The sequence below is a fragment of the Bradyrhizobium sp. 195 genome (assembly GCF_023101665.1).
GTDB lineage: Bacteria > Pseudomonadota > Alphaproteobacteria > Rhizobiales > Xanthobacteraceae > Bradyrhizobium.
In genome coordinates this window covers 4,418,117-4,438,433 of sequence record NZ_CP082161.1, presented here as the reverse complement: position 1 = coordinate 4,438,433, position 20,317 = coordinate 4,418,117, and the positions used below count along the sequence as shown (strand labels likewise).

General features: G+C 64.2%; 23 protein-coding genes and 1 tRNA gene. 12 read left to right on the top strand and 12 right to left on the bottom strand.

Translation table 11 applies throughout. The features are described from left to right. Nucleotides 1-81 precede the first annotated feature (81 nt). Nucleotides 82-158, top strand: a tRNA-Arg gene (locus IVB26_RS20545). 118 nt (nucleotides 159-276) lie between these two features. After that, nucleotides 277-528 (top strand): hypothetical protein, encoded by a 252-nt coding sequence (locus tag IVB26_RS20540; protein ID WP_247967155.1) that lies wholly within the window; start codon nucleotides 277-279, stop codon nucleotides 526-528. 33 nt (nucleotides 529-561) lie between these two features. On the opposite strand, the gene IVB26_RS20535 is transcribed toward IVB26_RS20540, so the two are convergent. Then, a complete protein-coding gene (locus IVB26_RS20535) occupies nucleotides 562-1,842 on the bottom strand; it encodes a hypothetical protein (RefSeq protein WP_247967154.1) in 1,281 nt (426 codons plus the stop codon). A gap of 116 nt (nucleotides 1,843-1,958) precedes the next feature. Here IVB26_RS20535 and IVB26_RS20530 point away from each other — a divergent pair, with 116 nt between their 5' ends. Continuing rightward, on the top strand, nucleotides 1,959-2,186 hold the full coding sequence (locus tag IVB26_RS20530) for a DUF2171 domain-containing protein (RefSeq protein ID WP_027574503.1): 228 nt from the start codon (nucleotides 1,959-1,961) through the stop codon (nucleotides 2,184-2,186). A 126-nt stretch (nucleotides 2,187-2,312) separates the two neighbouring features. On the opposite strand, the gene IVB26_RS20525 is transcribed toward IVB26_RS20530, so the two are convergent. Both IVB26_RS20525 and IVB26_RS20520 read right to left on the bottom strand, forming a co-directional pair. Then, entirely contained in the window at nucleotides 2,313-2,525 is a 213-nt protein-coding gene (locus IVB26_RS20525) for a hypothetical protein (protein ID WP_247967153.1), read from the bottom strand. 258 nt (nucleotides 2,526-2,783) lie between these two features. Then, on the bottom strand, nucleotides 2,784-2,933 hold the full coding sequence (locus IVB26_RS20520; protein WP_247967152.1) for a hypothetical protein: 150 nt from the start codon (nucleotides 2,931-2,933) through the stop codon (nucleotides 2,784-2,786). 243 nt (nucleotides 2,934-3,176) lie between these two features. Between IVB26_RS20520 and IVB26_RS20515 the strand changes: the two genes are divergently transcribed. Further along, complete coding sequence (locus IVB26_RS20515; RefSeq protein WP_247973399.1) at nucleotides 3,177-3,353, top strand: hypothetical protein; 177 nt, start codon at nucleotides 3,177-3,179, stop codon at nucleotides 3,351-3,353. 289 nt (nucleotides 3,354-3,642) lie between these two features. Here IVB26_RS20515 and IVB26_RS20510 read toward each other — a convergent pair whose 3' ends face one another. The 3 genes from IVB26_RS20510 to IVB26_RS20500 form a co-directional block, all read right to left on the bottom strand. Continuing rightward, a complete protein-coding gene (locus tag IVB26_RS20510; RefSeq protein ID WP_247967151.1) occupies nucleotides 3,643-4,419 on the bottom strand; it encodes a hypothetical protein in 777 nt (258 codons plus the stop codon). A 175-nt stretch (nucleotides 4,420-4,594) separates the two neighbouring features. Then, the gene (locus tag IVB26_RS20505) at nucleotides 4,595-4,813 is read right to left on the bottom strand and encodes a DUF2273 domain-containing protein (protein ID WP_247967150.1); all 219 of its coding nucleotides are present in this window, start codon (nucleotides 4,811-4,813) and stop codon (nucleotides 4,595-4,597) included. A gap of 71 nt (nucleotides 4,814-4,884) precedes the next feature. Beyond that, a complete protein-coding gene (locus IVB26_RS20500; RefSeq protein WP_247967149.1) occupies nucleotides 4,885-5,118 on the bottom strand; it encodes a hypothetical protein in 234 nt (77 codons plus the stop codon). Nucleotides 5,119-5,381: 263 nt separating this feature from the next. Here IVB26_RS20500 and IVB26_RS20495 point away from each other — a divergent pair, with 263 nt between their 5' ends. Then, entirely contained in the window at nucleotides 5,382-5,729 is a 348-nt protein-coding gene (locus IVB26_RS20495; RefSeq protein ID WP_247967148.1) for a DUF6481 family protein, read from the top strand. 125 nt (nucleotides 5,730-5,854) lie between these two features. Here IVB26_RS20495 and IVB26_RS20490 read toward each other — a convergent pair whose 3' ends face one another. Further along, nucleotides 5,855-6,100, bottom strand: coding sequence for a pentapeptide MXKDX repeat protein (locus IVB26_RS20490; protein ID WP_036027965.1), 246 nt, complete (start codon nucleotides 6,098-6,100; stop codon nucleotides 5,855-5,857). A gap of 327 nt (nucleotides 6,101-6,427) precedes the next feature. Between IVB26_RS20490 and IVB26_RS20485 the strand changes: the two genes are divergently transcribed. From IVB26_RS20485 to IVB26_RS20475, 3 genes are read left to right on the top strand one after another with little or no spacing between them, the layout of a single operon-like run. Further along, the gene (locus IVB26_RS20485; protein ID WP_247967147.1) at nucleotides 6,428-7,450 is read left to right on the top strand and encodes a TRAP transporter substrate-binding protein; all 1,023 of its coding nucleotides are present in this window, start codon (nucleotides 6,428-6,430) and stop codon (nucleotides 7,448-7,450) included. Beyond that, on the top strand, nucleotides 7,447-8,001 hold the full coding sequence (locus IVB26_RS20480; RefSeq protein ID WP_247967146.1) for a TRAP transporter small permease: 555 nt from the start codon (nucleotides 7,447-7,449) through the stop codon (nucleotides 7,999-8,001). Before IVB26_RS20485 ends, IVB26_RS20480 begins: the two co-directional genes overlap by 4 nt. Further along, nucleotides 7,998-9,356 carry a TRAP transporter large permease gene (locus tag IVB26_RS20475; RefSeq protein ID WP_247967145.1) on the top strand — a complete coding sequence of 453 codons (1,359 nt, stop codon included), beginning with the start codon at nucleotides 7,998-8,000 and terminating at the stop codon, nucleotides 9,354-9,356. The genes IVB26_RS20480 and IVB26_RS20475 overlap by 4 nt, the downstream gene beginning before the upstream one ends. Before the next feature lie 262 nt (nucleotides 9,357-9,618). Here IVB26_RS20475 and IVB26_RS20470 read toward each other — a convergent pair whose 3' ends face one another. Continuing rightward, nucleotides 9,619-10,302: a GntR family transcriptional regulator gene (locus IVB26_RS20470; RefSeq protein WP_247967144.1), complete on the bottom strand. Its 684-nt coding sequence runs from the start codon at nucleotides 10,300-10,302 to the stop codon at nucleotides 9,619-9,621. A gap of 214 nt (nucleotides 10,303-10,516) precedes the next feature. Here IVB26_RS20470 and IVB26_RS20465 point away from each other — a divergent pair, with 214 nt between their 5' ends. From IVB26_RS20465 to IVB26_RS20450, 4 genes are all read left to right on the top strand, one after another. After that, nucleotides 10,517-11,140, top strand: a complete 624-nt coding sequence (locus tag IVB26_RS20465; protein ID WP_458309279.1) for a TRAP transporter small permease — start codon at nucleotides 10,517-10,519, stop codon at nucleotides 11,138-11,140. Beyond that, nucleotides 11,140-12,405 (top strand): TRAP transporter large permease, encoded by a 1,266-nt coding sequence (locus IVB26_RS20460; RefSeq protein ID WP_247967143.1) that lies wholly within the window; start codon nucleotides 11,140-11,142, stop codon nucleotides 12,403-12,405. The genes IVB26_RS20465 and IVB26_RS20460 overlap by 1 nt, the downstream gene beginning before the upstream one ends. Before the next feature lie 24 nt (nucleotides 12,406-12,429). Further along, a complete protein-coding gene (locus IVB26_RS20455) occupies nucleotides 12,430-13,413 on the top strand; it encodes a TRAP transporter substrate-binding protein (RefSeq protein WP_247967142.1) in 984 nt (327 codons plus the stop codon). Between the two features lie 71 nt (nucleotides 13,414-13,484). Beyond that, nucleotides 13,485-14,411: a dihydrodipicolinate synthase family protein gene (locus tag IVB26_RS20450; protein WP_247967141.1), complete on the top strand. Its 927-nt coding sequence runs from the start codon at nucleotides 13,485-13,487 to the stop codon at nucleotides 14,409-14,411. A 95-nt stretch (nucleotides 14,412-14,506) separates the two neighbouring features. Here IVB26_RS20450 and IVB26_RS20445 read toward each other — a convergent pair whose 3' ends face one another. Genes IVB26_RS20445 through IVB26_RS20430 form a run of 4 tightly spaced genes read right to left on the bottom strand, consistent with a single transcriptional unit; the run spans nucleotide 14,507 to nucleotide 20,193 of the window. Continuing rightward, a complete protein-coding gene (locus IVB26_RS20445; RefSeq protein WP_247967140.1) occupies nucleotides 14,507-15,427 on the bottom strand; it encodes a hydroxymethylglutaryl-CoA lyase in 921 nt (306 codons plus the stop codon). Between the two features lies 1 nt (nucleotide 15,428). Beyond that, complete coding sequence (locus IVB26_RS20440) at nucleotides 15,429-17,432, bottom strand: acetyl/propionyl/methylcrotonyl-CoA carboxylase subunit alpha (protein WP_247967139.1); 2,004 nt, start codon at nucleotides 17,430-17,432, stop codon at nucleotides 15,429-15,431. Nucleotides 17,433-17,436: 4 nt separating this feature from the next. Continuing rightward, nucleotides 17,437-19,041 carry a carboxyl transferase domain-containing protein gene (locus IVB26_RS20435; protein WP_247967138.1) on the bottom strand — a complete coding sequence of 535 codons (1,605 nt, stop codon included), beginning with the start codon at nucleotides 19,039-19,041 and terminating at the stop codon, nucleotides 17,437-17,439. Nucleotides 19,042-19,065: 24 nt separating this feature from the next. Then, the gene (locus IVB26_RS20430) at nucleotides 19,066-20,193 is read right to left on the bottom strand and encodes an isovaleryl-CoA dehydrogenase (RefSeq protein WP_276578735.1); all 1,128 of its coding nucleotides are present in this window, start codon (nucleotides 20,191-20,193) and stop codon (nucleotides 19,066-19,068) included. Nucleotides 20,194-20,317 lie beyond the last annotated feature (124 nt).

The following is a 20,317-nucleotide window of genomic DNA, read 5'->3' as shown; positions in this document are numbered from 1 at the left end:
GTTCAGGCTTGGCGAAAGACGATATTTTTCATAATGGCATGGTAGATGAACAGCCAGCCCCCAACCGGGGCGGCTCCAGACGGTCCCGTAGCTCAACTGGATAGAGTAGCGGATTTCTACTCCGCGGGTTGCAGGTTCGAGTCCTGCCGGGATCGCCAATCTCATTTACCACTCAACCGCCCTTCACGAACGCGTGGGTCCGCTCGCCGCGGCCTTTGAACCACACAGATCAGCCCTATCTAAGCGCCGGGCGCAGTGCGCCCGATAAGGATTTTAATGCCGCCTTCCGAGTGGACAAGAATGGCTATCGCATCTGCGGTGGCGATCGTCGCGATGTCGTATTTGGCAATCGACGCAGGCGTGGTGAACACCAGCGTGGTCACGAAGCCGATCGAGGTGGCTCAAGCATCTATCATTGGCGGCGCGATGGGCCAGCATCACCTCGCCTTCGCCGTTCAGGAATGGGCGCGTCCCAGCCGCGACAACAACGAAAAGCCGCACCTGGAGCATTGCCTGGCGGTCGATTGATTGAGTCGCCCTCCTCGCCCTATCGCCAAATACTCAAGCTTCACCGCCCGCGCACTGATGGGCGTGCCACCACCGCGCAATCGCCGCGGTGAGATCGTCCCACATGTCCGTCGGCAAATCCGGGACCGTCACCCGGACGCTGTACAGATCCGTGGTCGCGTCGTGAAACCACTCGGTCGCGGCGAAGTCGAAACCGAAGCTGCCGGCGTGGCGGATCGGGAAGCCTTCTGCGCGCAGCTCGTTGCTCATGTCCTCGGCCGCCTGCCGCGCGCTCCCCTCGTCGAGGGGACGCTTGCCCCGGAGGGTGACGTAGAGACCGTGGGTGAAATGGAGTTCGGCCGATAGTGCCGGGAGCTGCGCAGCAAAATATCGAGCCATGCTTCGGCTGTTGCGCAAGATCGCCGCTACGCGCCGCTTCGTGAGGGCCAAGTAGGCCGCGCTGCCCACGAAGGGCGGGAAATGCGCCGGCAACGCCGCTCCGCCGAGAAGGCGCACCGCGTTGCGGGTCTCGGACGCGAGACGTGTGCATTCAGGGCGTCCTGCCCGCTGGGGCTCATCGTGCACGAAGACGGCCGAGCCGAGCCGGCCATATTCCGCCCCGAGCGAATCGAGCTTGTTGTGGCTTCGCACCAGCACCAGCGGAATTCCGTATCGCTGGGCCCATTTCAGGACCCGCCTGATCCGGCCCGAACGGCCGGCGAAGCAGGTCGTATCGAAAACCAGGAGATCGAGACCCGAGCCGTCACTTCGCAGCGCGGCCTCGAAAGCGCCCGCGAGGGAGCAGGAATCCAACAGAAGAATTCGCGGCGAATTCCCCGAAGTAAACGCACCGCCCAGCGGCAGGCCTAAAACCACGGGCCGCAAATGAGGAACAAAGCCCCGGATCAACTCCAGCGTCTCACCATAGGAGCCTGGAAGCACCAGGATATCAGCCTTCTCGACGATGTGCGCGGACGCCAGCAGCACGGCGGAGATTGCGGCCATGCCTGAGGCAGTATAGATCGCCGTGCTCGCGCAGCCGCAGTCGAACTCATAGAATGAAGGCCCGCGCACCGTAAGGTCGGCTCGCTGATAGTCGTAACTGAACTCGAAGGGCCCGTTGACGCGATCGGCCGTATGCGACCAGGCTGTCTCGGTCGCCTTCCAGTCGTGCAGCTCCTGCTCCGCCCTCAGCGCCGCGGTGATCTGGAATTTGGACCTGACGATATCGTCGACGGAACGCGGACGCGCCAAATCGAGCCGATGTCTCAGGCAGTCGTTCAACAGCCTGAGCTCCTCATGCTTCCGTTCCAGATAGGCCTGAATGCTCTCCATGCGCGTCTTGGCAGATCCGATCGGAGGTCAACGTGCGGAAAGCGCCTTGGGTCCAACGCCCGTCTGCTGCAACGAACAGCGGTGTCGGCAGTTGAGACCTATGCAAGGAGGACAACATGGCTGACATCAGAGAGCACATGAAAATCATCGGCAAGGACGGCGCACACGTCGGCACCGTCGATCGCGTCGAGGGCAACCGGATCAAGTTGACGCGCAAGGACAGCCCGGAAGGTCACAAGGACCATCATCACTACATCGACACCAAATATGTCGGTGCCGTCGAAGGCGATGTCGTCAAGCTTTCAGTGAATGCCGACGCCGTCCCGAAGACGGAAGCCGCCTAGACACTGAGCCCCTTCGGGGGCTTTTTGTTTGTTCACGATCCGACTCTGCTTCGTTCGCAAGGCACGAATCGCGATCACAAAATCAGGTGCGGAGCGTTCGTTAACGACTGGTTGCGTCCAGGTCGATCATGCGCTCACGAGCACGGGCCGCAGCCGATAGGCATCGATCGCAGCGTTCGACAGCAGCAGTCTGCGCCGCTCTCCTCGCAGCATCATGCGGTCGATTCTGTTCAGGATGAAGCGCGCTGCTTCCCTGTGCTCACCTGTGAGCAGGCCGGATCGATCGAGATATTTCCAGGCAATCTGGAAAGACTGTGCGCGTAATTCGGGGTCGGTCATAGCCGGCCAACGTCCGCAAGGAACGAGTGTTCCTATTTTAAGCGCAAGCGAACCGCGGCCCAATAAAATGCGAAGGCGGCGTGGAACGAGATCACGACCGGTACGTTGGAATGCACGAAATCAAGTGGTGCCGACCTCCCAGCCCCGGTCGGCTTTGAAGGGCCCCGTGCTTGTCCCCCGAGCACGGGGCCTTCTCATGCAGATCAACGGGCCGACCGACCTCGGCCTGTGATCGTCAAATTTCCCCGAGAAATGCCCTCAGTCCGCCCGCTCGTCGCGCCGATCTCGGGCGAGCTCGTGCCAGGCCAAGGCCAGCTGGATCAAGCGTTGCCGATCGACGCCTTCCGATGCCGCAGCCCGCTTCATCGCGGCCTCGGCTTCAAGCTGTGGGTCGTACTTGGTACACATGAGGTCGACTCTAGCCGGCCATCTGGACAAGCGCGTGGCAATTTCGTCCGTATGATTGCGGGGTAACGTCACGGTTTCCCGGCTGGGCGAGCGCCCGGGCACCCTCACCTCACCGTGTGCATGCGCTGATTGCGAAGCCATGAAGATGGGCTTCATTCGGACGATCTGTGAATGGCGTCACAGTCTCGGCCCTGCACCTCGGCTAAACATGGTCTCGACGCTTTCAGGAGCGCGAGGACATCGATGGTGGTTTCCGTCATGACACAAGACGCAGCAGCCTCAGCCAACGTCCCGACGCGACGACACAGGAGCGACCTGGTCGGCGTCGCCTATCTCGGCACCATCGGCATCGTGATGCTGGCCTGGATCGCCGGCCTGGTCTGGGGCGCGATTGCGTTCTTCAACTGGCTCGTGTCTTGACGCGAGGGTGATCCATCCCCCTGCAAGGCTCGCCGCCGGAATCGTGCGCTAGAACAGGCAGTGCAGCACCTGCCCAAGCTTGATCCCGCCGCAAACGATCATGGCCCAAAGCGCCAAGCTGATCTGGATTGCATCCAGCATGTCCGACGTCCCCGCGAATCATCCCGACATTTTTGTTTTGAGACTTGCGTGAGGCGGCAACGAGCGCCAGCGCCAATTTGATGCAATTACCGGCGCGCAAGAAAAAGGCGGGCCGGGGCCCGCCTCTGGTTCAATCGGCTTGGGAAACTCAGTAGCAGGCGCGGGGATCGGCCTGCACATACTGGCCGCTCGGATAGCGGTAGTAGCAAGTGCCCTGCGCCCAGTAGTAACCGGGCTGGGATGCGGCGGTGGCGCCCGCGATGGCTCCGGTTGCGCCGCCGAGAACCGCGCCGGCGGCAGCTCCTGTTGCATTGCCCGAGATCAGTCCGCCGAGCACGCCGCCGACGATGGCGCCGCCAAGCGCGCTCGCGCCAGGATCAGCCGGCGGCGGAGGCGGAGGTGGCGGCGCATAGGCCACCGGCGGCGGCGCTGGAGCGTAGGCCACCGGCACGTCGTCGTAATACTCCTCCGAGATGTAGGCGGGCGGACCCGCCATTCGCTGCGGATAATAATACCAGACACCGCCAACGTCCCACCACCAACCGGAGCGGCCGTTGTGGACTTCGTGGCGCCAGCGCCCGCCATCCCAGGCGCGACTGCCACGATAGGTGTGTCCGCCCCAGTCGCGCGTCGGCGCGGGACCGCGGGCGACATACCGTCCGGGCGGCGGGCCGCCAGCGCCGTGCGGACCAGGACCCGCATGGGGCTGGCCACCGGGCGGCGGCGCGGGCCGGGCCGCCTGCTGCGGCGGGGGGCCCTTGCGCATGTTCTGATTGTTCGGGGGCGGTGCCCCTGCGGCCGGGCCGGCCGCAGGCTGGCCGGCGTCCCTTGGGGGCCTCGCGTCCTGGGCCTGCGCCGACAGCGCGAGCAGCGACATGGCCGAAACCAAGGGAGTAATGATCTTTATGCGGCTGGACGCACTCATGCGTGCTTAACCCCCTGCTCTCTCGATTGCCGTGGTGCCTAGCGCGATAGACGATTCGCCTCGCGTCGGGCTTGATGCCGGCTGACATAGCTGACCTGCTTTGGTCGGCGAAGTCCCGTTACAAATGGTTAAGATCAGGGCATTTTTTCGGCCCAAGCGGCCCGCTGGACCGCTTCTAGCGGGCCGGCTCGATCACGTTGCAGTTGCTGCGCCCGGACATCAGGCAGTCCTGCATCTTGCTGGCCGCGGTGAGGTCCCGGGCGAGCCACCAGCCGATACCGAGGATCATGATCGCGATGATCAAGCCGGCGATCGCGCCGCGGCGGTTGTCACCGGAAGGAGGTTTCTGCTGGGATTTCGGCTTCTCGCCCGATTCGGGCTGGGATGTGGGCATGGCTACCTGGTCGCGCGGGCAAGCCGGCTTATCACCTCTGCGACGTCCCGTCACATCCCAGGTCAGCCACCTCAGCCTCGTGTCGCCCGGATCGCATCCTTGCGGGAGGTTTCGACGGCCGGGATCGCCGGGACACGCGGGGCGCAGGTCGTGAGAACGAAGGCGGTCTGGGTGCATTCCCAGCCGGCTCCCAGGACGGCACTCTCGATCGGCTGCGGACGACTGAGCAGCAGCATGGCACCGGCAACGGCTACCAGGACGAAGGCAACTACGAGCGCCTTCAGGCTTAGTCTTGAGATCGGCATACCCGTGCTCCGTATCGGGCGGACGCTAGGCCCCGCCCTCGTGGTCCCTATATGAGGGACATCACAATTCGGCAGTTTTTCCGGGCTACGAGAGATCGTCGTTGGGGGCGATTTTTCGTTGACCTGATCGGCTGCGATTATGGGTGGCTTCGCGACGCGCACCGATGTACACGCTTCTGCGTCGCGTGGCGCCCGCTATGCCCAGCCGACGTACCAACACGCAGTGATGTAGGGCTGAAAGTGAGGAAGACAAGGTTCGTTCGATGAGTGGATTCAGGGAACCAGGCTTCTCCGACCGACAAAAGGCGGCGCAGGAAGCACGCAAAAATCTTTTGAACAAGTTCAAGTCGCAGCCGGGTCACGACGATCCGGCGGTCGCCGCACGACGCGCCGAGCGCGAGGCACTCGCGGCCAAGCGCGCCGAGACAAAGGCAGCGCGCGAAGCCGAAAAGGCCGAGCAGAAGCGCGTCGCGGAGGAAGCGGCAGCCGCGGAGGCTGCGCGGATCGCCCGCGAGGCGGAAGAAGCGGTCGCCAAGCTGGCTGAAGTCGAGGCCGAGCAGAAGGCCAAGCGCGACGCCCGCTACGCCGCCCGCAAGGCCAAGCGCAAGTAACGATCACACCTCACGTTCAATTGAATTGAACTGATACCTTGCTTCCGGGGCGGTCCACACGACCGCCCCAGGAAGTTCGAGACCGCGCGTCTGCGTGTCGCAAACGCTGCAGCGCCGGTCGAAGATCAGTTCTTCTTCATCATTCCGTCGTCTTTCTTCATCCCGTCCTTCGACATGTGGTCCTTCTTCATGCCGTCGTCCTTGGACATGGTGTCCTTCTTCATCATGCCGTCCTTGGACATCGTATCCTTCTTCATCATCCCGTCATCCTTGCCCATCTTGTCCTGAGCAAAGGCTGCCGGCGCAAACGCGAGGCCAAGCGAGAGAGCGGCAGCCGAGACGCCGAGCACGATACGGGTGCGAATGGTCATGGATCATCTTCCCTTCGAGGTGGTGTTTGTCAGCGACGGACGCCGCTATTCAATTTCGACGGATGGACGACCCGCCTTGTTACGCCGCCGGCGATAAATTTTGGCGATCCGCTGCGATCCGTCGTTCGGACGAGCGGGGGCCTGCAGCGGGGAGCGGAAGTGTGCAGCGCAGCACGTCCGGCACTTGCCGCGGCATTCGGTCTCGAACTATCAGATGAGAGATCATCGGGTGAAAGACCGGCTAGGATGGACCTACGCGCCGGTCTCGGAAACCCAGACCAATCACGCCAAACAAGAACCGTTAAGAACCGCCCAAGGGATCAGATCATGTTCACGCGCCGCCATCTGCTCGCGACCGCTGTCGCCACACCCGCCATTCTCCGCTTCGGCACCGGCACCGCACAGGCCGCCACCACGCTGAAGATCTCGCACCAGTTTCCGGGGGGCACCATCGACAAGGGTGATTTCCGCGATCGGCTCTGCCGCATGTTCGCCGCCGAAGTTGCCAAGCGCAGCAATGGCGACATCGCCGCCGAAATCTATCCGAACTCCTCGCTGATCAAGACCAACGCGCAGTTCTCCGCGATGCGCAAGGGCGCGCTCGACATCTCGCTCTATCCGATGCCCTATGCCGGCGGCGAGCTGCCCGAGACCAATATCGGCCTGATGCCCGGCCTTGTGACCACCTACGACCAGGGCCTGCGCTGGAAGAAGGAGCCGGTCGGCAAGGCGCTGACCGATTTCCTCGCCGATAAGGGCATCATCCTGCTCACCTGGGTCTGGCAGGCCGGCGGCGTCGCCAGCCGCTCCAAGCCGATCGTGGCGCCAGAAGATGCCAAGGGCCTGAAGGTGCGCGGCGGCTCGCGCGAGATGGACATGGTGCTGCAGACCGCCGGCGCCTCGGTGCTGTCGGTGCCGTCGAACGAAATCTACGCGGCGATGCAGACCGGCGCCTGCGATGCCGGCATCACCTCTTCGACCAGCCTGATCTCGTTCCGTCTGGAAGAGGTCGCCAAATCCCTGACCTCGGGTGCGGGCGCCTCGTACTGGTTCATGCTCGAGCCGCTGATGATGTCCAAGGCGATCTTCGACAAGCTGCCGAAGAACCAGCAGGACATCCTGCTCACGGTGGGCACCGAGCTCGAAGCCTTCGGCCGCAAGGGCGCTCAGGACGACGACGTCGAGGTCGCCAAGGTCTACGAGAAGGCAGGCGCGAAGGTCTCGGCGCTCGACGCTGCGACCGTCGGCAAGTGGCGTGACATCGCGCGCGACACGGCGTGGAAGGATTACAGCGCCAAGACCGCGACCGCGGCAAACCTGCTCAAGCTCGCCACCGACGTTGCGGCATGAGCCACGGTCCGCTTCCGGATCGTGATGGCCCGGCAAACGCTGTCGCGGGCACAGGCCCTGCGGCAGCGATTGATCGCGGCCTTGCCGTCCTCAACACCATCATCGTGGTGTTCGCAGCGGTCGCTCTGGTCGCCGCTTGCATGATCCTGAGCTACAGCGTGCTCAGCCGCGCGCTGTTCAAGGCCGCCAATTACTGGCAGGACGAGGCCGCCGTGTTCCTGCTGGTCGGAGCGACCTTCATGACGGCGGCCTATGTGCAGCAGAACCGCGGCCATATCGGCATCGAGGCCTTCGTCGGCCTGCTGTCGCCGCTGGCGAACAAGATCCGGCTTTGGCTGGTCGACGCCGCCACGTTCCTGTTCTGCGCCTTCTTCACCTGGAAATCCTGGACACTGGCCCATGAAGCCTATGTCGACGGCCAGGTCTCCAACTCGATGTGGTCGCCGCCGCTCGCGATCCCCTATTCGCTGATGGCACTTGGCATGAGCCTGCTCTGCATCCAGATCCTCGTGCAGCTTGCGCTGCCCTTCACCGGAGCCAAGCGTCCATGAGCGTGTTCGGTATCGGCGTTGCCTACGGCGTTGCGACGTTGATGATAATGTTCTCGGGCATGCCGATCGCGTTCGCGCTCGGCGCGGTCGCGGTCGTGTTCATGGCCATCTACATGCCCTCGGCCTCTCTCGATACGGTGACGCAGAACGTCTACGAGGAAATGGCCTCGATCACGCTGCTGTCGATCCCGCTCTTCATCCTGAAGGGCGCCGCGATCGGCAAGTCGCGCGCGGGCCAGGATCTCTATTCGGCGCTGCATGCCTGGCTGCATCGCGTGCCCGGCGGCCTCGGCGTTGCCAACGTGTTCGCCTGCGCGCTGTTCGCGGCAATGGCAGGGTCCTCGCCCGCGACCTGCTCGGCGATCGGTTCGGCCGGCATCCCCGAGATGCGCAAGCGCGGCTATTCCGGCGGCTTCGCCGCAGGGATCATCGCCGCCGGCGGCACGCTCGGCATCCTGCTGCCGCCCTCGATCACCATGATCCTGTTCGCGGTCGCTGCGGAAAAGTCGCTCGGGCGGCTGTTCCTCGCCGGCATCGGCCCCGGCCTGCTGCTGGTCTCGCTGTTCGGCGCCTACGCCGTGATCCGCTTCCGCCAGGAATATGCGGCGGCCGAAGCGATCTACAAGAACGGCGGACCGGAAGCCGCGATCCTCGCCCGCGACGAGTACACGCTGGCCGAACGCTTCAGCGTGCTGCCGCGCGTCATCCCCTTCGTGCTGCTGCTGACCGGCGTCATGATCGCGCTCTATGGCGGCTACGCCACGCCGTCGGAAACCGCCGGCCTCGGCGGTCTTCTCGCTCTGGCGCTGATCGCGGCGATCTACAGCGTCTGGCGGCCGAGCGATCTCGCCCCGATCATGAAATCGACGATCCGGGAATCGACCATGCTGATGATGATCATCGGCATGTCGCTGCTCTATTCCTACGTGATGAGCTATCTGCACATCTCGCAATCGGTCGCCGAATCCATCGTCGCGATGCACCTGCCGCGCTGGGAGCTCTTGTTCGCGATCCTCGTCATGGTGGTCGTGCTCGGCTTCTTCCTGCCGCCGGTTTCGATCATCCTGATGACCGCCCCGATCATCCTGCCGCCGCTCCGCGCCGCGAACTTCGACATCATCTGGTTCGGCGTGGTCATGACCATCGTGATGGAGATGGGGCTGATCCATCCGCCGGTCGGCCTCAACATCTTCGTCATCCGCAACGTCGCGCCCGACATCCCCTTGCGCGAGGTGATCTGGGGTACCCTGCCCTTCGTGCTGCTGATGATGCTCGCGGTGCTGCTGCTGTGTTTCTTTCCGGCGATTTCGACCGGGCTGCCGGACCTGGTGATGGGGCCGGACGGAAGCAGGTAGAGGCAATCGCAACTGCCGTAGGGTGGGTTAGACCTGCGGTCGCGCAAAGCGCGGTCCGCAGGGCGTAACCCACCTCTTTTTCCGCGGAGGCACACAGTGGTGGATTACGCCTTCGGCTAACCCACCCTACGAGCTGAAATCGTAAGGCGGGCAAAGCTTCCGTAGGGTGGGCAAAGGCGCGCAGCGCCGTGCCCACCATCTTTTTATGATCAGCGAAAGGTGGTGGGCACGCTCCGCTTTGCCCACCCTACGAGAGCGGCGATTATGGCACGCTCTTCCGCCGCCCCTTCGGCGCGTTCGCCACCACCTGCAACAGATCCTTGCGCACGGCTTCGATGTGCCGCTCCAGGAAGCGGCAGGCCTCGTCAACCTTCTGCGCGCGGCAGAGCGCGATCAGATGGGCGTGCTCCTTTTCCGCCGTCCCCATCGCCTTGGTGTTGGAGAGCTGGAGGCGGGTGTAGCGGTCGCTGGTCTGGAGCAGCGACAGCACGATTGCGCGGGTGCGCGGCTGCGGGGCGTGCACGTAGAGCGCCATGTGGAAGTCGGCGTTGAGCTGCCCCCATTCACTGACATTGCGCGCCTTGATCGCCTTCTCGAAGCTTTTGTGAATCTCGTCGAGCCCCTCGAAATCCTCTGTCGTGAAACGCGGCGCCGACTGCGCCAGCAATCGCGGCTCCAGGATACGGCGGAGGTCGAAGACATCGTTGATTTCGTCCAGCGACAGCTCCGAGACGATGGCGCCCCTCTGCGGAACGATGCGCACGAGGCCTTCCGCCTCCAACTGAAACAGCGCTTCGCGAACGGGGATCCGGCTGACGCCATAGGCCTCACCGAGCGCATCCTGGCGCAGTTGCGATCCGGCCGGATAGCTACCGTCTAGGATCGCCTGGCGGAGCTGATCGACAATCGCCGCCGACAAGGTGCGATGCTTCAGAGGCTGTTTCATCTGACCTTCTGTTGTCCTTCCCGACTCGTTCGGCCGACGCGGTCCCTGTCTTGCATGTCGAGGTGCCCGGCAAAAGCCGAGCCGCCGCAAAAGAAGTGCCCGGCAAAAGCGGCGCCCTGCCGCCGAATTGATCGCAATCTCTGTTTGACTCCCAAAATGTATAAATTATACATTTGGCAATCGCACGACAAATCTTCGGGGTTGGGGCCTCTTCATGATCGAGCAGACGATGCCGACCACGCGCGCGCTCAGCGTCCGACGTACGATCGTCCGGATGTCGAGCGCCCTGCTCGCCTTCGAGCGCCTGGCGCTGATGGGTCTGATGTATCTGCTCACCGGTCTGATCCTGGTGAACGTCGTCACCCGCTACTCGCGTTTCCCGATCTACTGGATCGATGAATCCGCGGTGTATTGCGTGGTCTGGCTGACCTTCATCGGTGCTTCCGCGATGACGCGGCTGCGGCTCGACTTCGCTGTGACTATGTTGACGGAGCGTCTTTCGCCGCAGCACCAGAAGATCGCCAAGATGATCTCGACCGGCCTCGTCGTCGTGTTCGGCGTCGCCCTGATCGTGACCTGCGTGCTCTGGATGGACCCGGTTGGGCTGGCACGCGTCGGCTTCGACGGGCGCAAGCTCGCGGCTGAGACCTTCAACTTCCTCTACACCGAGCATACCCAGACGCTGAACTGGCCGACCTGGGTGATGTACCTGACGCTGCCGATCTTCGCGGTGTCGATGACCATTCATGGTCTCGCCAATCTCTTGGAAGATATCGGGCTGGTCCCGCGCACGCCACTGACGGGCTTTCAGCTCTCCGAGCTGGACGGGGTGAACTGATGATCACATCAGCGGCCTTCATGGCGTTCATGCTGGTCGGCGTGCCGATCGGGCTTTGCCTGTGCCTCGCCGGCCTCGTCTACATCGCCGCATCCGGCAATCCCGTGCTGTTCCAGTCCTATCCGCTCCAGCTCTTCGGCGGCGTCGACAGCTACGGCCTGATCGCCATCCCGCTCTTCATCCTGATCGGCGAGATCATGAATGGCGGCGGCATCACCCGGCGCATCGTCGACATGGCGATGGCCTTCGTCGGCTCGCTCAAGGGAGGGCTCGCCTACGTCAACATCCTCGCCAACATGTTCATCTCCTCGATCCTGGGATCAGCGACCGCGCAGGTGGCGATCATGGCCCAGATCATGGTCCCGGAGATGGAGAAGAAGGGCTACGACAAGACCTTTGCGGCCGGCCTCACCGCCTATGGCGGCATGCTCGGCCCGATCATCCCGCCCTCGGTGATGTTCGTGGTTTACAGCGTCCTGGCGCAGGTCTCGGTCAGCGACATGCTGATCGCCGGGATCGTGCCGGGCGTGATCCTCACGGTCATGTTCTGCCTCGTCATCGCGCTGATGGGATACATCTACAACTATCCGCGCGCGGACTATCAGACGCCGCGCCAGCGCGTCATGGCCATCCTGCGGACGTCTCCGACGCTGCTGATCCCGATCGTCATCGTCGGCACCATTCTCGGCGGCCTCGCCAACGCGACCGAATCCGCAGCCGTCGGTGCCGTCGCAGCCGCACTGGTCGGAAAGTTCTGGACCAAGGAGTTCGAGTTCTCCCAGCTGCCGCAGATGATGCTGCGTAGCGCCATCTATTCGGCGATCGTGCTGTTCCTGGTCGCGGCCGCGGCGGTGTTCTCCTGGGTCCTGATCTTCGGCAAGGTGCCGCAGGAGACGGCCGCCTGGATCCAGACCGCCGCCAAGGACCCCGTCAGCTTCATGCTGATCTGCAACGTGATCCTGCTGGTGATCGGCACTGTCATCGACGGCATTCCCGGCCTGATCATGACGGTGCCGATCCTGCTGCCGGTCGCCACCGAGGTCTATCACATCGATCCCAGGCATTTTGGCGTGGTGGTGGTGATCAATCTGGTGCTTGGCCTGCTGTCGCCGCCGGTCGGGCTCTGCTTCTTCGTCGCGGCCGCCGTCACCGGCGCCAAGCCCGGCAAGATGTTCATGGTGACGCTGCCGTTCTTCGTCATCTCCTGCGTCCTCCTCGTGCTGCTCTCGCTCTATCCGTCGCTCTCGCTGATCCTCGTCAAATAGGCCCACCTAGAAGGAAGCCCGACCATGCCGCTCTCACGCCGCCGCTTTCTCGCCGCCAGTGCCGCCGCATCGGTGTTCGCGCCGTCGCTGGCGCTCGCCCAGGCCAAGGAATTCCGCCTCGGCCTGATCACGCCGAACGGCCATTCCTGGAACAAGGCCGCGCTCAAATTCGGCGACGATCTCAAGGCGGCATCCAATGGTCGCCTGACATTGACCGTGTTCCACTCCGGCCAGCTCGGCAATGAGACCGCGATGATGCAGCAATTGCAGTCCGGCGCGCTCGACATGGGCTTCATCCAGGCCGCCGAGCTCGGCTCGCGCGTGCCGCACATCGCCGCGATCAACGCGCCCTACATCGTCCGTTCGACGCCGTCGGTCGCGAAATTCGTGCGGCATCCGGCGGCGGTGAAACTGTTCGACGTGCTGCCGCAGGAGACCGGCACGATCGGGCTCGGCTGGGGCATCACCGGCATGCGCGCGGTGTTCTCCTCAAAGGACCTGAACACGCTGGCCGACATCAAGGGCATGAAGCTGCGCATCAACCCGACGCCGGTCTATCGCGATTTCTATTCCTCGCTGGGTGCTGCGCCTACCCCGATCCCGACGCCGCAGGTGTTCGACGCGATGGCCAACGGCCAGGTCGACGGCCTCGAGGCCGATCTCGAATTCTCCTGGAACCAGCGCTTCGACAAGGTGTCGAAGGTGATCCTCCAGATGAATGCCGTCTTCATGCCGATGGCGGCCGTCGTCTCCGGCCGGGTCTGGCAGTCACTGCCGCCCGCCGACCGCGAGCTGATCACCAAGCTGGTGAAGTCGACGCTGGACGCACAGATCGACGAGCTTGCCGGCAACGAGCCGGCGTTGATCGAGAATTTCAAGAAGGCACCGATCCCGATCCGCCAGGTCGACGCCAAGGATACCGAGGCCGTCATTGCCGAATTCGACAAGATCTGGCTGCCCAAGGCCCCCGTCCTCGCCGAGCTGCGCAAGGTCGGCGCGACGCTCTAATTCCATTCGCCATCGTCTTAACAACAACCAGCGGCCCCAGCCCCCGCCGGCAATACACTTGGAGTGAACTCATGACCCGCCACGTTTCCTGGGAAGGCGTCTTCCCTGCCGTTACCACGCAATTCAATGACGACCTGTCGCTCAATATCGACGCAACTGCCAAGGTGATGGACGGGTTGATCCGCGATGGCGTCTCCGGCCTGATCGTCTGCGGCTCCGTCGGCGAGAACACGTCGCTTGAGCGCAAGGAGAAGGTCGCGATCATGGAAACCGCGAAGTCGGTCGCGGCCGGCCGCGTGCCCGTGCTGTGCGGCATCGCGGAATTCACCACCGCCTTCGCAGTCGAGACGGCCAGGGAAGCCGCGCGTGTCGGCATCGACGGCGTGATGGTGATGCCAGCCCTGGTCTATTCGTCCAAGCCGCACGAGACCGCCGCGCATTTCCGCGCCGTCGCCACCGCGACCGACCTGCCGGTGATGCTCTACAACAATCCGCCGATCTACAAGAACGACGTCACCCCCGACATCCTGGCCTCGCTGGCGGACGTCGAGACGGTCGTCTGCTTCAAGGATTCCTCCGGCGACACGCGGCGCTTCATCGACACCCGCAACATGGTCGGCGACCGCTTCGTGCTGTTCGCGGGGCTCGACGACGTCATCGTCGAGAGCGTCGCGATGGGCGCCGTGGGTTGGGTCTCGGGTATGTCGAACGCCTTCCCGCGCGAGGGCGAGACGCTGTTCCGTCTGGCCAAGGCGGGGCGCTTCGCCGAGGCGATGCCGCTCTACGAATGGTTCATGCCGCTGTTGCATCTCGACGCGCGGCCGGACCTCGTCCAGTGCATCAAGCTGTGCGAGCACATTATGGGCCGCGGCACCGCGCTGACCCGCCCGCCGCGCCTGGCGCTGCTACCGCAGGAGAAGGCTGAGGTCGAGGCCATGATGGCCAAGGCGCTCAAGAACCGGCCGCGTCTGCCGGACGTGGGGCTGAAGGCGGCTTAAGCAGGTCTCGTAGGGTGGGCAAAGCGAAAGCGTGCCCACCACCTGTCTCGATCATCGAAAGATGGTGGGCACGGCGCTACGCGCCTTTGCCCACCCTACGAAGCTGAAGTCGCGGCCCGCTTCTTCTTCGCGTTCAGCGCGGACGCCACCCGGCTCACGGGCGGCTTGCCGAGCAGGCCGCTCATCTCGTTCGTGGCCGCCAGCAGCTTCTCCATGTCGATGCCGGTCCTGACGCCCATGCCTTCGAGCATGTAGACGACGTCCTCGGTCGCGACATTGCCGGTCGCGCCCGGTGCATAGGGGCAGCCGCCGAGGCCGCCCGCGGCGGCATCGATGACGTGGACGCCCTCCTCCATCCCAGCATAGAGATTGGCGAGCGCCTGGCCGTAGGTGTCGTGGAAATGCATTGCCAGCTTGCCGGTTGGGATATTGGCGGCAACCGCGCGCAGCATCTCCTTGGCCTTGGCAGGCGTGCCGACGCCGATGGTATCGCCGAGCGAGATCTCGTAGCAGCCGAGTTCGAACAGCGTGTTCGCGAGATCGGCGACCGCCTTTGGCTTGATCTCGCCGTCGAACGGGCAGCCCAGCACGCAGGAGATATAGCCGCGCACCTTGACGCCATCGGCCTTGGCGCGCGCCAGCACCGGCTTGAACCGCTCGATGGACTCCGCGACCGTGCAATTGATATTGGCGCGGGAAAAGCCTTCGGAGGCCGCAGCGAACACCGAGACCACTTTCGCGCCGGCGGCGCGCGCGGCGTCATAGCCCTTCTCGTTCGGCACCAGCACGTGGAATTCGGCGCCCGTCACATGGGCAACGCCGCGCAGCACGGCATCCGAGCTCGCCATTTGCGGGATCGCCTTGGGCGAGACGAAGGCGCCGACCTCGACCGTATCGAGACCGGCCGCGACCAGCGCCTCGACAAAGGCGATGCGGGCCTCGACGCCGACCGGAACCTTCTCGTTCTGGAGCCCGTCGCGCGGCCCCATTTCGACGATGCGGACCTGGTCGCTCATGTCACTCTCCCGCAGGCTCGACCACGGCGAGCTCGACGCCCTCCTGCACGATGTCGCCGACCTTGCACTTGATGGATTTCAGCACGCCGGCATAGGGCGCGCGCAGCGTCTGCTCCATCTTCATCACTTCGAGCGTCAGGATCGGCGCGCCCTTCTCGAGCGTCGCGCCCTCCTCGGCCAATACCGCGACGACCGTTCCCGGCAGCGGCGCAGCGATCTTGTCCTCTCCGGCATGCTCCTCGGTCTCGCCGCCGAACGGATCGACCAAATGCAGATCGAAGCGCCCGTTGCGCGTGCGCAAGTAGAGCTCATGGCCGTCGATCACGGCTGCGACCTGCGATTTGACGCCGTCCAGCGTCAGATCGAAGCCGCCGTCCTTCGGCGCAATCGCAAACGCCAGCTCGCGGTCGCCGATCACCAGCGTCGACGGCCCGCTGCCGTAGTTCAGCGCGATCTTCTGCTCGGCTCCGTGGCCGACGCGGAAGGCAAAGCTGCGCTGGCGGCGGCCGACCGGCTGCCAGCCAAACGTCTGCCAGGGTGAATTCGCCTCCCCTTGCGCGACTTGCCGCTCATCGTTGACGATCGCTGCCACTGCCGCGCACAGCTCGAGCTCTCCGGGCGCCGGCGCGGCCTGTGTCAGAACCGCCAGCTCGCGCTCGATGAAGCCGGTGTCGATCGCATTGGTCCGCACTTTTGGATGCGTCATCAGCGCCGACAGGAAGGGGATGTTGGTGACGATGCCGCGAACGTCGGACTCTTCCAGCCCGCGATTGAGCCGCTCGATCGCGACATCCCGCGTCGGCGCCCAGGCGATCATCTTTGCGAGCATCGCGTCGTAATAGGGCGATACGCTATCACCTTCGCGATAGCCGGCATCGATACGCAAGCCACCAGTCTCCTCCGGCAACCGCCAGGTCGAGATCCTGCCGACCGACGGCATGAAGTTCTTGGTTGGGTTTTCCGCGTAGACGCGCGCCTCGACGGCGTGGCCGTTGAGCTTGATCTCGTCCTGCTTCAACGGCAGCGCCTCGCCGAAGGCGACGCGCAACTGCCATTCGACGAGGTCGATTCCGGTGATCAACTCGGTCACGGGATGCTCGACCTGGAGACGGGTGTTCATCTCGATGAAGAACACGTCCTTGCCGTCCGAGACGAATTCGATCGTGCCGGCGCCGACATAATTCACTGCGCCCGCAGCCTTTCGCGCGGCAGCGCAGACCGCCTCGCGCTGGGCAGGATTGAGCGTCGGCGACGGCGCCTCCTCGATCACTTTCTGGTGCCGGCGCTGCAACGTGCATTCGCGCTCGAACAGCGAGAGCAGATTGCCGTGGCTGTCGCCGATGATCTGCACTTCGATGTGGCGGGGATTGTCGACATATTTTTCGATCAGCATACGGTCATCGCCGAACGCGGCTTTTGCTTCCCGCTTGGCGCTGACGATCGCGGGCCCAAGTTCGTCCGCCGAGCGCACGATCCGCATACCGCGGCCGCCGCCGCCCGCGGACGCCTTCACCAGGATCGGGAAACCGACCTTCTCGGCGGCCTTCGCCAGCGTTGCATCGTTCTGCGCGTCGCCGTGATAGCCGGGCACCAGCGGCACGCCGGCCTCCTCCATCAGCGCCTTGGAGCCGGACTTCGAGCCCATCGCCGTCATCATCCCGGCGGTCGGGCCGACGAAGACGAGGCCGGCCTCAAGGCAGGCGTGCGCGAACTCCGCATTCTCCGACAGGAAGCCGTAGCCGGGGTGCACGGCTTCCGCGCCGGTCTTGCGCGCAGCCTCGATCAGCCGCTCGACATTGAGATAGCTGTCGCGGGCGCGCGCGGGCCCGAGCAGCACGGCCTCATCCGCGAGCGCGACATGCATCGCGTCGCGGTCGGCCTCGGAATAGACCGCGACCGTGCGCAGGCCCATGGCGCGGGCGGTGCGGATGACGCGGCAGGCGATCTCGCCGCGGTTGGCGATCAGGAGCGTGCGAAAACGCCGGTAGAGCTTTGAGCGGTCCATCGCATCACATCCTGAACAGGCCGAATTTCGTCGGTTCGATCGGCGCATTCGACGCCGCCGAGAGCCCAAGGCCGAGCACCAGCCGCGTGTCGGCGGGATCGATCACGCCGTCGTCCCACAGCCGGGCGGTCGCGTAATAGGGATGCCCCTGGCTTTCATATTGCGCACGGATGGGTTCGCGGAATTTATCTTCCTCTTGCTTCGACCAGCTGTCGCCCTTGGCCTCGATATTGTCGCGCCGAACTTGGCTCAGCACCATCGAGGCCTGCTCGCCGCCCATCACCGAGATGCGTGCGTTCGGCCACATCCAGAGGAAGCGCGGCGAGTAGGCGCGGCCGCACATGCCGTAATTGCCGGCGCCATAGGAGCCGCCGATCACGACGGTGAATTTCGGCACCGAGGCGGTCGCGACCGCCGTCACCAGCTTGGCGCCGTCGCGCGCGATGCCGCCGGCCTCGTATTTCTTGCCGACCATGAAGCCGGTGATGTTCTGCAGGAACACCAGGGGGATGCCGCGCTGGCAGCACAGCTCGATGAAGTGCGCGCCCTTCAGCGAGCTCTCGCTGAACAGGATGCCGTTGTTGGCGATGATGCCGACCGGGTAGCCCCAGATATGGGCAAACCCGCACACCAGCGTCGTGCCGTAGAGTTTTTTGAACTCGTCGAACTCCGAGCCATCCACCACACGCGCGATAATATCGCGCACGTCGAACGGCTTGCGACCGTCGACGGGCACCACGCCGTAGATCTCTTCCGCGGCGAACAGCGGATCACGCGGAGGATGCATGTTGAGGTTCGGCCGCGCCGAGGGCTTCAGCGTGCCGACGATGCGCCGCGCAATGCCGATCGCATGGGCATCGTTCTGGGCGTAATGGTCGGTCACGCCCGACTGCCTTGAATGCACGTCGGCGCCGCCGAGCTCCTCCGCGCTCACCACCTCGCCGGTCGCGGCCTTCACCAGCGGCGGGCCGCCGAGGAAGATGGTGCCCTGGTTACGCACGATGATGCTCTCGTCCGACATCGCGGGCACATAGGCGCCGCCGGCGGTGCAGGAACCCATCACGATCGCGATCTGCGGAATGCCATGGGAGGACATCTGCGCCTGGTTGTAGAAGATGCGGCCGAAATGGCGCTCGTCCGGAAAGATCTCGTCCTGCAGCGGCAGGAAGGCGCCGCCGGAATCGACCATGTAGACACAGGGCAGATTGTTCTGCCGCGCGACGTCCTGCGCGCGCAGATGCTTCTTCACCGTCATCGGATAATAGGTGCCGCCCTTGATGGTGGCGTCATTGGCAACGATCACACATTCGCGGCCCGCGATGCGCCCCACCCCGGTGACGACGCTCGCCGAATGCACGTCGCCGCCATAGAGGCCATAGGCCGCGAGCGGCGACAGCTCCAGGAACGAGGTGCCGGGATCGACCAGCAGGTCGACGCGTTGCCGTGCCAGCATCTTGCCGCGCGCGGTGTGGCGGCTGCGCGAGACCTCGCCGCCGCCACCGGCGACCTGACTGAGCTTTTCGCGCAAGTCCGCGACGAGGGCGCGCATGGCCTCGGAATTGCGCGCAAAGTCTGATGAAGACGGATCGATGCTGGAATGGAGCGGCATGATGATTCCAATGAGGTGAAAGTTTTAAGCCGTCTCGGCCATCAGCTCGCGGCCGATCAGCATGCGGCGGACCTCCGAGGTGCCGGCCCCGATCTCGTAGAGTTTTGCGTCGCGCCAGAGACGCCCCACAGGGAATTCACTGGTGTAGCCGACGCCGCCGAGCGCCTGGATCGCCTCGCCGGCCATCCACGTTGCCTTCTCCGCGGAATAAAGGATCGCAGCAGCCGCATCCTTGCGCAAGCTGCGCGCATGGTCGGCGCGGTCGCAAGCGCGGCCGACCGCATAGACATAGGCGCGCGTCGCCTGCCAGGTCGAATACATGTCGGCGAGCTTGCCTTGCATCAGCTGAAATTCGCCGATCGGCTGACCGAACTGCTTGCGCTCGTGCATGTAGGGCACCACCGCGTCCATGCAGGCCGCCATGATGCCGAGCGGGCCGCCAGAGAGCACCGCGCGCTCATAGTCGAGGCCGGACATCAGCACCTTGACGCCCTCGCCGACCTTGCCCATCACGTTCTCCTCCGGCACCTCGCATTCGTCGAAGAACAAGGGATAGGTGTTGGAGCCGCGCATGCCGAGCTTGTCGAGATGCTGGCCGTGGGTAAACCCCTTGAAGCCCTTCTCGACGAGGAAAGCCGTCATGCCGCGCGGGCCTGCCTCCGGATCGGTCTTGGCGTAGACGACCAGCACGTCGGCGTCGCCGCCATTGGTGATCCACATCTTCGAGCCGTTGAGCACGTAGCGGTCGCCGCGCTTGTCGGCGCGCAGTTTCATCGAGACGACGTCAGAACCCGCGCCGGGCTCGGACATCGCGAGCGCGCCGACATATTCGCCGGAAATCAGCTTCGGCAAATAGCGTTGGCGTTGCGCGTCGTTGCCGTTGCGACGGATCTGGTTGACGCAGAGGTTGGAATGGGCGCCATAGGACAGCCCGACCGCGGCCGAGCCGCGCGAAATCTCCTCCATGGCGACGATATGGGCGAGATAGCCCATGCTCGAGCCGCCATATTGCTCCGGCGCGGTCATGCCGAGCAGGCCGAGGTCGCCAAAGCGCTTCCAAAGGTCGGCCGGGAACAGATTAGCCTTCTCGATGTCGGCCGCGCGCGGGGTGATCTCCGCCTCCACGAAGGCGCGAAGCGTGTCGCGCAGCATGCCGACGTCTTCGCCCAGATCGAAATCGATGCTCGGGATGTTCAAGGCGATTCCTCCGTATTTTGGCCTCCGAACCTAGCGGTATCGAGGGCCGCTTGCGGTCTAAAAGGTTGCATTTTCCGCC